Source organism: Bacteroides sp. CAG:189, from assembly GCF_000432295.1.
GTDB classification, from domain to species: domain Bacteria; phylum Bacteroidota; class Bacteroidia; order Bacteroidales; family Bacteroidaceae; genus Bacteroides; species Bacteroides salyersiae.
The window spans coordinates 51445-66945 of record NZ_HF991073.1 but is presented as its reverse complement, the minus strand read 5'-3'; the positions used below and the strand labels follow the sequence as shown (position 1 = coordinate 66945).

General features: G+C 42.3%; 9 protein-coding genes and 1 pseudogene. 6 read left to right on the top strand and 4 right to left on the bottom strand.

The genetic code is table 11. The annotated features are described in order from the left end of the window. Positions 1–24: 24 nt before the first annotated feature. Positions 25–1269, top strand: coding sequence for an ABC transporter permease (locus QVP90_RS10460; protein WP_005930546.1), 1245 nt, complete (start codon positions 25–27; stop codon positions 1267–1269). Positions 1270–1306: 37 nt separating this feature from the next. Here QVP90_RS10460 and QVP90_RS10455 read toward each other — a convergent pair whose 3' ends face one another. The 4 genes from QVP90_RS10455 to QVP90_RS10440 form a co-directional block, all read right to left on the bottom strand. Further along, positions 1307–2239, bottom strand: coding sequence for an endonuclease/exonuclease/phosphatase family protein (locus QVP90_RS10455; protein WP_264381020.1), 933 nt, complete (start codon positions 2237–2239; stop codon positions 1307–1309). Positions 2240–2276: 37 nt separating this feature from the next. Further along, positions 2277–3449, bottom strand: a complete 1173-nt coding sequence (locus tag QVP90_RS10450; protein ID WP_021936376.1) for a glycosyltransferase — start codon at positions 3447–3449, stop codon at positions 2277–2279. A gap of 69 nt (positions 3450–3518) precedes the next feature. Beyond that, on the bottom strand, positions 3519–4529 hold the full coding sequence (locus tag QVP90_RS10445) for an AI-2E family transporter (protein ID WP_021936375.1): 1011 nt from the start codon (positions 4527–4529) through the stop codon (positions 3519–3521). Positions 4530–4636: 107 nt separating this feature from the next. Next, a complete protein-coding gene (locus QVP90_RS10440) occupies positions 4637–4957 on the bottom strand; it encodes a hypothetical protein (protein ID WP_148359708.1) in 321 nt (106 codons plus the stop codon). A gap of 339 nt (positions 4958–5296) precedes the next feature. Here QVP90_RS10440 and QVP90_RS10435 point away from each other — a divergent pair, with 339 nt between their 5' ends. The 5 genes and pseudogenes from QVP90_RS10435 to QVP90_RS10415 all read left to right on the top strand — a co-directional run bounded on the left by QVP90_RS10435 (position 5297) and on the right by QVP90_RS10415 (position 15092). Further along, positions 5297–6793: a PAS domain-containing sensor histidine kinase gene (locus tag QVP90_RS10435; protein ID WP_021936374.1), complete on the top strand. Its 1497-nt coding sequence runs from the start codon at positions 5297–5299 to the stop codon at positions 6791–6793. A gap of 158 nt (positions 6794–6951) precedes the next feature. Next, positions 6952–7499: pseudogene (locus tag QVP90_RS10430) on the top strand (hypothetical protein); the annotation flags it as partial. A 377-nt stretch (positions 7500–7876) separates the two neighbouring features. Continuing rightward, on the top strand, positions 7877–9919 hold the full coding sequence (locus QVP90_RS10425; protein WP_007481804.1) for a hypothetical protein: 2043 nt from the start codon (positions 7877–7879) through the stop codon (positions 9917–9919). 14 nt (positions 9920–9933) lie between these two features. After that, positions 9934–13908: a hybrid sensor histidine kinase/response regulator transcription factor gene (locus QVP90_RS10420; protein WP_021936371.1), complete on the top strand. Its 3975-nt coding sequence runs from the start codon at positions 9934–9936 to the stop codon at positions 13906–13908. Between the two features lie 95 nt (positions 13909–14003). Next, positions 14004–15092, top strand: coding sequence for a metallophosphoesterase (locus tag QVP90_RS10415; RefSeq protein ID WP_005930564.1), 1089 nt, complete (start codon positions 14004–14006; stop codon positions 15090–15092). Positions 15093–15501: the final 409 nt, after the last annotated feature.

Here is a 15501-nt window from a genome sequence, read left to right as displayed (position 1 = left end):
CTAACCCGCTAATCACTATTTTCTATGTCTTTTCCCCTCTTCATAGCTCGTCGCCTTTATCGTGATACCGATGGTGGGAAACAGGTATCGCGGCCGGCTGTTCTCATCGCTATGGTGGGGATTGCTATTGGTTTGGCAGTGATGATCATTACGGTGGCCGTAGTGATTGGATTTAAGAGGGAGGTGCGTAATAAGGTGACCGGTTTCGGGTCTCATATCCAGATTACTAATTTCGATGCTGTCCGGTCATACGAAACTCATCCTGTGGTGGTGGGTGACAGTATGTTGGCTGCTTTGGCGGCTAATCCGGACATAAAGCATGTGCAGCGTTACTCCACAAAGCCGGGGATGATTAAGACGGACGATGCTTTCCAAGGAATGGTTCTGAAAGGAGTAGGGCCGGAGTTTGATGCCACGTTTTTTCGTGACAATCTGTTGGAAGGTGAGATTCCGGCTTTCAGCGATTCGGCTGCCACCGGACAGGTGGTCATATCAAAAGCACTTGTCGATAAGCTGAAGCTAAAATTGGGGGATAAGATATTTACTTATTATATCCAGGACAATGTGCGGGTTCGTCCGTTGACCGTTACCGGGATTTATCAGACTAACTTTTCGGAATATGATAACCTGTTCCTGCTGACGGATTTATATACCGTAAACCGGTTGAATAATTGGAAACCCGATCAAGTGAGCGGTGCGGAGTTGCAAGTGAAGGATTATGACCGTTTGCCAGACATCACCTATGAGGTGGCCGAAAGCACGGATAACCGGGCGGATAAATATGGCGGTGTATATTTTGTGCAGAATATAGAGGAGTCCAATCCTCAGATATTCGAGTGGCTTGGCTTGCTCGATCTGAATGTGTGGGTGATTTTGATTCTGATGATCGGGGTAGCAGGCTTTACCATGATTTCCGGTTTGCTGATTATTATTATCGAACGTACCAACATGATCGGTATCCTGAAAGCTTTGGGAGCGAATAACCTTACGATCCGTAAAGTGTTTCTTTGGTTTTCGGTATTCCTGATAGGCAAGGGGATGATTTGGGGAAATGCTATCGGATTGGTATTCTGTCTCATACAGTCACAGTTTCATCTTTTCAAATTGGATCCCGAAAGTTATTATGTCGATTCGGTACCTGTCTCTTTTAATGTTTGGCTTTTTCTGCTCATCAATGCCGGTACCTTGCTTGCTTCTGTACTAATGTTGTTGGGGCCTTCTTATCTGATTACCAAGATAAATCCGGCCAGCTCCATGCGATACGAATAACAGGAGGGCCGGAGCTGTTCTGACGGGATTATGATTGTTAATATTCCAGTTCTACTTTGACCGGGAAATGATCCGACGGTGTACGTGCTTCATAACTTTCAATGGAGATCTCTTCCGGGCAGTCCTTGACATTTGCTTTTTCAGTACCTGTGGCTTTAGTGCTTCTGTAAGTATCTGTCAATACCCCGTATTTCTTTACTTTAAATAACGGCGATACGAATACATGGTCGATGCGGCTTTCTGTAAAGTTGTTCGGATCGAAGCTGTTGAAAGTTCCGTTGGTTGCATAGCGGAAATCTGCGGATTCATAAGAGTCTTTCAACACTCCATTGCTTACTAATGCTTTATAGGAACTGTGTGTCTGGTCTACATTGAAATCTCCTGTGAGGATAGCCGGCAGATTGGCTCCGAGTTCTTTCATCTTCTCCTGTACGAGGAAGGCACTTTCCACCCGCGCTTTTTTTCCGATGTGATCCATATGCAGATTGAAGAAAAGGAACTCGAATCCGGTATCTTTGCATTTGAAGTGTCCCCAGCTACAAATACGGGGCAATACCGCGTCCCATCCGATACTTGCCGTATCGGGTGTTTCCGAAAGCCAGAAATCTCCTTTTTTAATAAGATCGAATTTATCCGTACGATAGAATATAGCCGAATGTTCTCCTGCTTCTTTGCCGTCATTACGCCCTACGCCGATATATTCATATCCCGGTAAAGCGGCTTTCATGTCTTCCAGTTGCCGGATATATCCTTCTTGAGTACCGAAAATGTCGAAACTGTGGTATTGTATCAGTTTGGCCATCACGGGATAACGTTTTCCCCAGCCATTGCCTGCGGCAGAATCTTCTGCATTGGCATAACGAAGATTGTAAGATGCTGTCGTAAACGAACCGTTTTCGGCAGGTTTTTGATTCTGGCATCTCAATAGTCCTATTAATAGGACAGTCATAATTAAAATTTTGTTTTTCATAAAATATCTGATAAGAGTTTTTTAGAATTGAGTGCCTCTAACGTCTCATGAAGTCTCCTTTACCGCGATATAGGCGGTAAAGCTTGAGTTGGAGGGTTTGTAAAGGCTGCAGCAGGTCGAATAGGAGCAGGGAGAAGTAATAATGACGGTTTTCTTCCTGATCGGTTGCTGTTTTATTGATGACGATGGCTTGCACGGTATAACGCAACAGCCAGATAAAGAAAGCGATGCCGGCTACCAGCCAGTGCGAGTGAATGATTCCGAATACGATACTGGCTATACAAGCCACATAGAACAGCAGGCGGGAACATGTCTCGAAGCCCAGCAGATAGCGTTGGGCACCTTTGTAGTAACGTGCCGTAGCCATATAGCTCACTCTTTCTTCTTTCCAGTCCTTGTATCTTTCTATGGGTTGCATTCTCATGATGGCACGGGCATTGGTTTCCACCCGGGTATTTTCCGTATTGGCTATCTGATTGATGAACAGGTCGTCTTCTCCCCGTTGCAGGTTCAAGTGCGTGGAATATCCTTTTTGTTTGAAAAAAAGTTCTTTTCTGTAAGCGAGGTTTCGTCCCAATCCCATGTAAGGCTTTCCGGCAAGGGCAAAGCCTAAATAGCGCAGTGAAGTAAACAAGGTATTGAACGATATTCGTTTGTGCAGCCATCCTTTACCACGTTCATATCCACTGTATCCCAATACGATTTGGGTATGCGGAGTAAAGTTACGGGCCATCAGGCGCAGCCATTGATTGCTTGCGGGCTGGCAGTTGGCTTCGGTGAACACCAGCCAGTCATGTTTGCTTGCCTTGATACCCAATGTCAGTGCCAGTTTTTTACGGCTGATATACCGGGCGCTGTCCGGAGTGAAACTGTGATACAGGTGTTGGTATTTTTCTTCAAAAGCGGACAGTACGGCTTCGCTTTCGTCCGTAGAGCCGTCATTGATGACGATTACTTCAAATTGCGGATAATCCTGTTCCAGGATAGCCGGAAGGAAACGGCGCAGATTTTCTGATTCGTTACGTGCACAGATCACGACCGACAGGGGAGGAAGTTCCTTTGTGAAGTGCAGTTCGTTTTTCCGGTCGGTGATATTCCGCATATGTATCCGGTTGTAAATTCCCAGATAGTAAATGTATTGGATAATCAGAAAAACTCCTGCCACTGATAATAATATCAGTTCTGCCATACTGAATGTAAATGCTTCCATTGATGTAATGTCGTTTTTAGGATACAAAAGTACGCAAATTTTCGGTAGGATACATGCTTTGCCAAGCGGTTATTTTCGTGTGTCGAGATATTCTCTTTTGAACATATCGACAAACAGGAAGAACAGGGAAAGCAGTAACGGTCCGAAGATCACTCCCATGAATCCGAACAACGACAGGCCGATGACTACCCCGAAAATAGTAATGAGCGGATGAGTGTCGGTCATCTTCTTTTGTAGGATAAAGCGTATCAGGTTATCGAGTTGCGAGACGATAATACCACCGTAGGCTGCCAGTCCGATGGCATTGGGCCAGTCTCCGGTCAGGGCCATATAGACGGCGACGGGGAACCAGATCAAGCCTGTACCCACCATTGGGATAACCGTGGCGAAACAGGTGAGGAAACCGAGCAACAATGCATTGGGGGCTCCGAATATGAAATAGCCGATCATGGCAACTCCTCCTTGTATGACGGCTAAAAGAGGAATACCTATGGCATTGGATCGGACAATCATATTGATCTCATGTATCACGTGTTCCGTATTGGTTGCATTAAAAGGCAGGATGGCATTGACATATGCTTCCATCTTTATACCGCCGATCAGCATGAAATACAAAACGAAGACCAGTACGAACAGATTGACGACAAAGCTGCTGATCCCTCCCATTACGGCTTGCCCGATGCGGGGAAGGGCGGATACGATAAACGAGGTCGTATCACTGCCCAATACGTCATAGCCTGTTTTACTTTTGATGATTCCGGCTATTTCTTCGATAGGAGCAATGATGGATTGCGGATCGAGATTGAGGTTTTGCAGTTTGTCGACCAACATCCATACTACCAATGAAATAGGTATCAGGAAGAAGAAGACGGCTTCAGTCGTGATCAGCAGAGCGGCAGTGCTCCGTTTCATTTTTCGTTTTGTGGTAAGGCGTATCATCTGTTTTCTGACAAGGATATAGATGGTCAGTGCTCCCAGCAGTCCGCCTAAGAAAGGGGTGATTTGCTGGAACAGGACAATGCCAAGTACGATAATGATAGCAATAAGTGAATATCTCCAGTATTGTTCTTTTACGCTCATAGTTTTATGTTTTATCATTCATATAAACGCGAAATAAGAGAGAAAAGTTCTGGTTAGGAAAAAGTTCTTCGTACTCTTCTTTTCTTAATTAACGGTCATTGTTTCTATTATGATTTTCTCCGCGTCTTTTCTCTTTTTCTTTTCTGTTTTCTTTGTCTGATTTTGTATAAATCCCAGTATAGTAAAAGTACAAAAACAGTGGTTGAAGCTATATAGAGCGTGAATGCATACAGGTATTGTTCTTTTGCAAATGTGAACATGCAGAGAGCCATTCCTAATGAAGCCAACGGCAGGCCTACGTTGTCATTCCTTTCCGAGTTCCGGTATAATTTGTTGAAATAAGGGCAATAAATCCACAGGAAATAAACAAATGCACTGATTCCGAACAGAATGAGAATGCCGTATTGCCTTGATAAGCAAGTTGTCATTTCCATTTTGCTCATTTTGAATAGAAGAACGATTATTACCCATCCACATATCATTATAGTATTGACCCGTATAAACGGCAATACATATTGTTTTAATGTACTTTGTTTTTCCAATTATATTGATTGCTTTGAGTGTTTTCTGTTTTCCTGCGCCGTAAAGTTATAACTTTTTATTTTATATCCAAATCAGAAGACCATTTGTTTTTATGGGTAATGGTTTCTTTTTCAATGGTTCTAATGATAAATAATGTATTCTCATGATATTTTTTCTCTTTTTGATTTGTATGGAATCAATAAAAATATCTTTCTTTGCAAACCGAACAAAATAAAAAAGCAGAGATGAATACTGTAGATAATATCAGTTATGCCGATAGTTTGTTGAATATACTGCCCGATGGCATTGTTATTCTGACATTTGATGAAAGAGTTTTGCAAGTTAACTTGCAGGCAAAAACGGGACTTCACATTAATATTTCCTCGGATTCTTATGAAAAAGATCTATATGCCGGTGAACTGTTTGAACTGATTTATCGGGATAAGAATATCCTTACATCTGCTTTGGATGTGATACGTCAGGGAAAAGAAGAATTAATTTTACCTCCTAATACCAGTATCCGTGAGAAGTCTACCAATACGATATTTCCGGTGAAAGGACGTTTTTGCAGACTTCCTTTTGACGAAGGAGTAGAAGTTATTATCTTTTATTTCCGGAATATAACTAGTGAACTGACGCAGGAATATATTCTGAACACGGCATTGAACCGTACCCGTATTTATCCTTGGTTTTTTGATTTGGATCGCCAAATATTCAGTCTTGATGCGCGTTATTTCGAATATCTGGGTATTGAACCGGAACCGGGTTATACTTTATCTATGGACAGGTATCTGAAATTGATTCATCCGGATGACCAAAAACAGTTGTTCGATGCTTTCAGTGTTCAGTTCAGTGGTGATACCATATACGAAAAGCCTGTCCCGTTCCGTATATTGCGTGGAGACGGAAGACGGGAGTGGTTTGAAGGGCAATCCACTTACATCGGAAAACTGTCCGGCTTGCCTTATCGTTTGGTCGGTATCTGTATGAGTATACAGGAACATAAGGATATTGAGGATACCTTGATCAGCGCCCGGATGAAGGCGGAAGAAAGTGATCGGCTGAAGACTGCTTTTTTAGCCAACATGAGCCATGAGATCCGTACACCTCTGAATGCGATTGTGGGATTCTCTGATGTACTGAGTTCTACTTTCGAGGAATTGTCGCATCAAGAACGTGAAGAATTTGTAAACCTGATCAATACGAACAGTGAACATTTGCTGCGGCTGATTAACGATATTCTTGATTTATCAAGGATTGAGTCGAATACGATGGAGTTTGTATTTGCTCCATGTTCTCTTCGGGCATTGATGAATGAAATTCTTACCGAACAGAATATGAATTTCTATTCTGAAAAGATGCAGATTACTGCTGTGTTTCCGGATGACGATTTATGTATTGTGACAGACGCCTCCCGATTGAAACAGGTTCTCGGCAATTTACTGAACAACTCTCGCAAGTTTACCAAGGAAGGTTACATTAAATTAGGCTATACTCTTCTTGAAAAAGAAGAAAAAGTGGCACTGTTTGTGGAAGATACAGGAGAAGGAATTGCTCGTGAACACTTGGAACATATTTTCGAACGTTTCTACAAGGTGAACAGTTTCAAGCAGGGTACCGGTTTGGGATTGTCTATTTGTCTGACAATTGTGGAACATCTTCGCGGAAAAATTTCGGTAGATTCGGAGATGGGACGCGGTACTCGTTTTATTGTAAGGCTTCCATTGAGTTTGGGCGAATAATAATCTATCGTATTGACTTTCTTTTTTATGCTGTATCCCTTTATGTGGTAGGCATTTCTTCCGGGTATATACATTTTGTCTCAGAAATTCTGCGTTACGTCTCATTTATTACGACAGTCCTTTCGTCTGACGTATCTTTGTCGGAAAATAATGGAAAGGATAAGATGAATAAGATGGTCCTGGCTGGTGCCCGTATGCTGAGTGTGGAAGAGGCGAGTCATTATGCCGGCGGTTTCGATGATCCTGCCCGTCTGGTAGCTTCGTTTGCCGGAGTGGCACCGGGTGTTTCTACCAATGGTATCTCTATTCATGGTAATGCGCCCATTTGTTGCAGTGGCGGCTTGAAGATGTGGAGATTCCCAACCCTAATTATTTTGCGGACATTACCTCTTTAGGCGGGGGAATACTCTCATCTTTGAGCAGCCAGGTATTGAAGAACTCCGATTTCTTCACCGGTGCTTTCTCTTCCAAATATGGGAATGCCGTATCCGGAGTGTTCGATATGAAGTTGCGCAACGGCAATAATCAGAAAAACGAGAATGTGTTTCAAGTGGGCATTATGGGAATTGATTTTGCTTCCGAAGGGCCTTTGAGCAAGAAACATAAAGCATCTTATCTGTTCAATTACCGTTATTCTACCACCGGATTGCTCAATTTGGAAGGGGGAACGATGGATTATCAGGATTTGAATTTTAAATTGATTTTTTTTCAATTATTAAATAAAGGCGGATTTACACAGCAGCCAGATCGTAAATATACGGTCTGGTCTCTGTGTAAATCCGCCTTTATTTATCGTGTCTCTGAATTGTGAACAAATATCTTGTGTCTGTAATTTGAAGAAAAGGCAAGTTTTGCTGATTTCTCTTATAAAAATACCTATTTGTGGTACTGCAAGATTGTATCATTCCCGTATTTTGCATCTATAATTATGGATGAAGGTTAACCGATTTTCTTTTTTCGTAATGTGTGGTATTAAAGATACCTTGTTAACATTACCTTTTTTATTTTTTGTTTAATATTGCTGGGAAGAAATGCCTTGAAAATAAAAGTTCCGGAAACTTCCCGCTGTTAAAATCATGTTTTATGAATATAAAATCTTTAATTTGTGCTATGATTGTCGGGGTGTTTGTTACTACTGCCGAAGCTGTTGAAAATTTGCCCGGGCAGTTATCTGCGTGTATCTCGTTGAAAACACCGGGAAATAATTCCAGACAATATCCTTTAACTTTTCTGGAGTCTGCTTCCGGGAAAGGATGTTTTTCTTTGGAAGCATCTCAAGAGTTACCATTGGTAATCACGGAGCGTGTCAGAAACCAAAGTGATTGTTGGGAGATGGAGGTGACACTCACTGCTTTGGATGATATTTATTTCAATTTCAGCCAGCAATTTTCCACTTCTTTCCGTCATGGTGACTGTCAGTTCTATATGCCAGGATTTTGGTACAGACAAAACCTCCGATCGCCACAAGGGGCGCCTGCTTTTCATACATCCGATAGCTGGGAAGTTCGTGAAGATCGTCTCAGTACTCCTTTGACGGGAATTTACAATGTAAAAGACGGGCAGTATCTGACGGTGATCCGCAAAGATGAATTCTGTCATGACGCTTTGACTACTCACAGTGAAGGGGAAGTAATTCTCTCGGGTAAGACTTCCATCGGATTTACAGGTTTTGCCAATCATAACGGAAAGGCTACTCTTTCCTTTGGTTTTCCCTATCGTGAAGCCCCTAAAAGTTATGTCCGTAAGTTGACTCTGGCACCAGAGGTCGAAGCGTATCAAAAGTTGGGAAAAGGAGAAACAGTGATGCTTACTTGGGAAATCGCATATGGCAGTTCGGATGATTTTTCCGGTTTTGTGCGTCGTACTTGGGAGTATAGTTACGACATGTACCGACCGCAGCCCGTAAGTACATCCTATTCTTCTGAAAAGATGAAAGAGGTAATGAGCAATTATTTCGTTGAAAGTTTTATCGATGGTCCTGTTCTCTCTTATTATGCAAGTCCCAGAATGCATGTCTTGACGTGTGATAGCCCTCCTGTGGCCGAAGTAGGATTTGTCGGACGTGTTTTGCTTAACGCTTTCAATGCTTGGGAATATGGGTATGGACACGACCGGCAGGAGTTGGTGGAAGATTGTAGAAAAATATTCGGTAGTTATCTGGAAAATGGCTTTACGCCGGGAGGGTTCTTTCGGGAGCGTGTAAGTTTTATCAACGATCCGAAGGGAGAAGACAGACCGGCTAATAGTATCCGCCGTCAGTCGGAAGCGGTGTATGCAATGCTGCATTATTTGGATTACGAGAGGGCGAACGGCAGGAAACATCCCGAGTGGGAGTATAGATTAAGGAATATACTCGATATGTTTTTAAAGATTCAGAATGCTGATGGCAGTTTCCCCCGTAAGTTTAAGGATGATTTTACCATTACCGATAAAAGTGGTGGAAGTACTCCTTCTGCAACACTTCCACTCGTCATGGCTTATAAGTACTTCAGGGATAAACGCTATCTGGAGAGTGCCAAGCATACGGCTGATTATCTGGAGAAAGAGTTGATATCTAAAGCCGATTATTTTTCGTCTACGCTCGATGCGAATTGTGAAGATAAGGAGGCTTCTCTCTATGCAGCTACAGCAACTTATTATCTGGCACTGATTACGAAAGGGGAAGAGAGAAAACATTATGCCGATCTTACGCGTGAAGCTGCTTATTTTGCACTTTCCTGGTATTATGTGTGGGATGTTCCGTTTGCTGATGGTGAGATGCTGGGAGATCTTGGTTTCAAAACGCGCGGTTGGGGAAATGTATCGGTTGAGAATAATCATATAGATGTTTTCGTTTTTGAGTTCGGTTCTGTACTCAATTGGCTTGCAAAAGAGTATGATGAGCCGCGTTTCTCCGCATTTTCTAATGTTATCTCCACTTCCATGCGGCAATTGCTTCCGTACGAAGGACATTTGTGTGGTGTGGCTAAAGTGGGGTATTATCCCGAAGTTGTTCAGCACACAAACTGGGATTATGGTAAAAACGGCAAGGGGTATTATAATAATATTTTTGCTCCCGGCTGGACAGTCGCTTCACTTTGGGAATTGCTTACTCCCGGGCGGGCGGAAAAATTCATGAAAGATTAAAAAAGAAATATAGTATGAAAACACGTCGTGTATTTATCTTTTGCTTTTTTCTGATATTATATTGTTCCTCTATGTTTGCTGGTACGGGTATGGGGCGTTATGCTTTCCGTTCGCTCGACATTAATAACGGATTGTCGCAGAATACTGTCGCCGCTATTATTCAGGACCGTTTCGGGTTCATGTGGTTTGGTACAAAGGATGGACTAAATCGTTATGACGGAGTCTCTTTCCAAACATTTATGAAAGAGTCGGGAACGCTCGGAAATAATTTTATAACATCATTGTACGAAGATTGCCTCGGGCAGATATGGATCGGTACGGATGTCGGAGTCTATATTTACTCTCCTTCTGGAGAGAAAGTGGAACGCTTCGTTATACAGAGCAATTTGAATACTACGATTGAACAGACTGTTCATACTATAAAAGGCGATCGTAAAGGAAGGGTCTGGATTGTTTCGGAAAGGCAAGGGATTTTTTGTTACGATACAAACAGAGGTACATTGGAACATTTACAGACTGATGCATCCGGAAAGAAACGGTTAAGGAATGCTGGTCAGATTGTGTTTGATCAGGATGACGTGTGTTGGTTGGATATACACGATGGTAATCTATACAGTTCCAGAGACGGGCTTCATACGTTGAAACCTGTTTTCTCTCCAGAAATCAAAGCGCCCTTCAAAGGCAAAAGAATCAATAAGTTACTTCCCGGTCCTTATAATTGCCTTTATGTAGGGACAGACGATGGATTAATGGAGGTGAATTTAACCTCCGGGGCATTGTCTTCCCTGCTCCCGGGCACTGCTGCTGCCGGAGAGAGTCTTTTTGTAAGAGAGATGGTTTTCTATTCCGATGATGTCCTGTGGATAGGTACGGAGTCCGGTATCTATGTATATAATTCACGTACAGGTGAAACAACTCATTTGCAAAGTATATACGGTGATTCCTATTCCATATCCGATAATGCGGTCTACGCGGTTTGTAAAGATCGTGAAGGAGGAATGTGGGTGGGAACCTGGTTTGGCGGAGTGAACTATTATCCTCGGCAATATACCTATTTTGAGAAGTTCTATCCTCGCTCGGAAACAGACCGGATGGGGAAACGCGTCAGAGAATTTTGCGCAGACCGAAGCGGGACTTTGTGGATAGGTACGGAAGACAGGGGGTTGTTTCATTTTAATCCGGTAACACGTTCGGTAGAACCTTTTAAAGATCCTTTGATCTATCAGAATATTCACGGGCTCTGTCTTGATGATGATGCTCTTTGGGTAGGTACCTTTTCGCAAGGTTTAAACAAAATTGATCTGAGAACTCGGAAGGTTAAGCATTATGCCCATCTCCCGAAAAACATTTTTTCTGTTTTCCGGACAACTTCCGGACAATTATATCTGGGAACGCCTTCCGGTTTGATAAGTTATGATTCGGAAAAGGATACATTCTCTTCTGTTCCGGAACTGTCGGGAGTGTTTGTTTATTACATTACCGAGGATAAACAGGGAAACCTGTGGCTTGCGACTTATGTTAACGGCGTTTACAGACAGAATATTCGGACGAAGAAATGGGAACATTTTGTGCACGATGAGAATAAGCCGCGCAGTCTTCCTTCAAATAAAGTACTTACTGTCTTTGTAGATAGCGAGAACCGCGTTTGGCTTACTACCCAGGGAGGAGGATTCTGTCGTTTTGATCCGTCCACTACCGATTTTACTTGCTATGATTCTGAAAAAGGACTGCCGAGTAATGTCGTTTACAGGATTGAAGAAGATAATAAAGGCTTGTTCTGGATTTCTACCAATAAAGGGCTGCTTTGTTTTAATCCGAAGAAGGAGACTTTCAAGGTATACACACGGGCCAACGGGTTGCTGGATAACCAGTTCAATTATCAGTCCAGCTATAAGGATGAGAACGGTAACCTGTATTTCGGGAGTATTAACGGGTTTATTTCTTTTGATCCTTCCACTTTTATAAGCAACGACTATGTGCCACCCGTTGTTATAACCGACTTTATGCTTTTCAACAAGAGGGTGACGGTGGGTGATGAGGGGTCTCCTTTAAAGCAGAGCATTACCTTATCCGATGAAATTGTTTTGAAACCGGACCAGAACTCATTCTCTTTTCGTGTGGCTGCGCTTGCATATCATGCACCTGAGATGAATACATTGATGTATAAATTGGAAGGATATGATTCTGAATGGCGTGTCGCCGGTAATGCACCGATTACGTATTCGCATCTGCCTTTTGATACTTACAGACTGATGGTGAAGGGAGCTAATAGTGACGGATTGTGGAATCCGGAAATCCGTTCGCTTGAGATACGGGTTCTCCCTCCTTTTTATTTGTCTACGGCTGCTTATGTTGTCTACATATTACTTCTGTTGGGATTAATTTGCTCTGTGTTTTTCTATTTCCGAAGAAGGGGAGTCGAAAAACACCGGCGTGATATGGAAAAATTCGAGCAGGAGAAAGAAAGGGAACTGTATATTTCGAAAATAGAATTCTTCACCAACGTGGCTCATGAGATACGTACTCCGCTTACTCTTATTAAAAGTCCTCTTGAAAGTGTACTGAAAGAGAAAGCGTTGCCGGAAAGTATAAAAACGGAACTGGAGGTTATGGATGAGAATGCCGAGAGATTATTGGCTTTAACCAATCAATTACTTGATTTTCGGAAAACAGGGAATAAAGGGTTTAAACTTAACCTTGCGGAATGTAATATGGGAGCTGTCATTCATTCGGTGTACAAACGTTTCATTCCGCTTGCCCGTAAAAGGGGGATCGACTTGAAAATCGAGTTGCCTGAAGCGGATATTTATGCGGGCGTCGATAAGGAAGCGATTATTAAAGTATTGAGTAATCTTTTCTCTAATGCGTTGAAGTACGCCGGGACTTATGCACACTTGTACTTGTCTGCCGATGATGAGGAAAGTAGTCTTTTGATTGTAATGGACAATGACGGTGAAGTGATTCCATTGGAAATGAGAGATAATATTTTTCTACCTTTTGTGCGTTATCGGGATGGGAATAAGGTGGAATCGGGAACGGGTATCGGACTGGCACTGGCTCGTTCATTGGCGGAATTGCATGGTGGGAGCTTGGTGATGGATCGTTCGCTGGATTGTAATTGTTTTATTTTTTCTATTCCGATTGTACACTGTTCTCCATGCCTCGTACCGGACAGTAATGAAGAACTTAACGATTTACCGGAGAAACAGCCGGAAATGGGGAGTTTGGAAATGGGAAACGAGGAATTGACGACGATTCTGGTTGTAGAAGACAATAAAGATATGTTGTCGTTTCTCCAACGCCAGTTTGCCGGCTTGTATCATGTACTGGTGGCAGGTAATGGAGTGGAAGCACTTTCGGTTCTTTCCGATGCCCGGGTAAGTCTGGTAATTACGGATATTATGATGCCCGAAATGGATGGACTGGAATTGTGTGAACATCTGAAATCTAATTTGGATTACAGTCATATTCCCGTTGTGTTGCTCACGGCAAAAACTGCTATGGAACAGAAAATAGAAGGATTGGAGCATGGTGCCGATGCTTATATCGAGAAACCTTTTTCAGTAGAATATTTACGTGTTACTGTTGCCAATCTACTGAAAAACAGGGAACAACTGTGCCGGCACTTTATGGAATCTCCCTTTATTAAAGCTGACACCATAGCGCAGTCGAAGGCCGACAAACAGTTTATCAGCAAGTTGGAGGAGTACGTAGCTCGGCATTTGGAGAATCCTGATTTATCTGTCGATGATATGGCGGGAGCGATGAACATGGGGCGGTCCAATTTCTTTAGAAAACTGAAAGGAGTGTTGGGAATAGGGCCTAATGAATATCTACGGCTTACACGGCTAAAGAAAGCGGCTGCTTTATTACAGGAGAAAGAGTACGGAATTGTGGAAATAGCTTATATGGTGGGATTCAGTACCCCTTCTTATTTTTCGAGCTGTTTTAAAAAACAGTTTGGTGTGTTGCCGAAAGACTTTGTTTAGCAGTAGAGACAAAATGTTTGCCGGAAAATCCCGGTAAGGATATATTGAGATGTGTGTATTTAGAATAAAGTATAAAAAAAGGAGAAATGTAAATTATGAGAAAGTTCTTTTTATGTTTAGCTGTTGTCTCAGGAGCTTGGATAGGCTTGGGCGCTCAAAAGAGAGCCGACCAGCAACATCTGATTGATCCGGAATCATTCTCGATGATTCTTTTGGGGGATCCGCAGGGATATGTCAAGTACGATATTAATCAGCCTTTGTTTGAATTGTGTACGGCATGGATTGTAGATCATATTGAAAATTTAAAGATTAAAGCAGTGTTATGTACGGGAGATGTCGTAGAGCAAAATGAGAATATTGTGCGTAACCGGAAGATGCTTAATCAAACCAGTCGCGAAATGTGGGAAGCCAGTTCGAAGGCATTTGCCAGGCTCGATAACAAGGTTCCTTACATCATATCGACAGGTAATCATGAATATGGTTATAAACGCTCTGAAAACGGAATGACGCATTTCCCCGAATATTTTCCTTTTGAAAGGAATACGGCATGGAGAGACCTTTGTGTCAGTGCAATTCCAAACCGTAACGGTGTTGCTTCTTTAGAGAATGCCGCTTTCGAATTCAATGAACCGACATGGGGAAAGATTTTGATTATCACCAGTGAGTTTGCTCCACGGGATGAGGTGCTCGATTGGGCAAAAAAACTCGTAGCAAGCGAAACTTATAAGGATAGTAAAGTCATCTTTATGACCCACGGATATCTTAATCCCGGTACCCCCCCGAAAGGCGGTACTATCCGTGATAAAGAAAAGTATGCGCTTTCTCCTATGAACGTAGGGACTCAAATATGGGAAAAGCTACTTTATCCTTCTTCCAATATCCGCCTTTTGATATGTGGACATACCGGTAATGGAAATAGTAAATACGAAGATAATGTCGGATACAGAATCGACAATAATACATCTGGTAAACCGATTCATCAGATGATGTTCAACGTACAGTTTTTGGGAGGCGGTCCGGAAGGAAATGGTGGTGACGGATGGCTCCGTATACTGGAATTCATGCCTGATGGGAAAACGATTAAGGTCAGGACCTATTCGCCGTTGTTCGGAATATCGGCATTGACTAAGCATTTAGCCCACCGGACAGAGTCTTACGATCAGTTTGATATTGTTCTCGAATAGATGTTGTAATTCGAATGAAAAAAATATTTAAATGATACTACGTGGCTTTGAAGGGTTATTTTCACGAAAATCTTGTAATATTTGGTCAATTTCTAACATTCGTTTAGTTGCCTTGACCGTACATTTGTGATGTTTTAATAACCTATTGTACCTGCTTGATGCATTCTTTCTATTCTTGATGCACCCGGGAAATATGAAAGAAAACAGAGAATTCATATAGCAGGTGTTATAACCAAAATCTGGTATTAATGGAGTCTTTCTTTACTACATTTTTACAAGGTATTTAACCGGTAGTTCTTTTTCTTTTTGTATCATATATGTAATGGTTTTGATCTATTTTTGTCATCGGGGTCGTGTATCTTTGTACTATGAAAGGAAAAGAACACACTTGCTCGAATTAAAAATGTAG

Coding starts and splice junctions, on each gene's coding strand:
- QVP90_RS10455 (WP_264381020.1), bottom strand. CDS start 2,239: ATGAAAAACAAAATTTTAATTATGACTGTCCTATTAATAGGACTATTG.
- QVP90_RS10415 (WP_005930564.1), top strand. CDS start 14,004: ATGAGAAAGTTCTTTTTATGTTTAGCTGTTGTCTCAGGAGCTTGGATA.
- QVP90_RS10450 (WP_021936376.1), bottom strand. CDS start 3,449: ATGGAAGCATTTACATTCAGTATGGCAGAACTGATATTATTATCAGTG.
- QVP90_RS10445 (WP_021936375.1), bottom strand. CDS start 4,529: ATGAGCGTAAAAGAACAATACTGGAGATATTCACTTATTGCTATCATT.
- QVP90_RS10425 (WP_007481804.1), top strand. CDS start 7,877: ATGAATATAAAATCTTTAATTTGTGCTATGATTGTCGGGGTGTTTGTT.
- QVP90_RS10435 (WP_021936374.1), top strand. CDS start 5,297: ATGAATACTGTAGATAATATCAGTTATGCCGATAGTTTGTTGAATATA.
- QVP90_RS10460 (WP_005930546.1), top strand. CDS start 25: ATGTCTTTTCCCCTCTTCATAGCTCGTCGCCTTTATCGTGATACCGAT.
- QVP90_RS10440 (WP_148359708.1), bottom strand. CDS start 4,957: ATGACAACTTGCTTATCAAGGCAATACGGCATTCTCATTCTGTTCGGA.
- QVP90_RS10420 (WP_021936371.1), top strand. CDS start 9,934: ATGAAAACACGTCGTGTATTTATCTTTTGCTTTTTTCTGATATTATAT.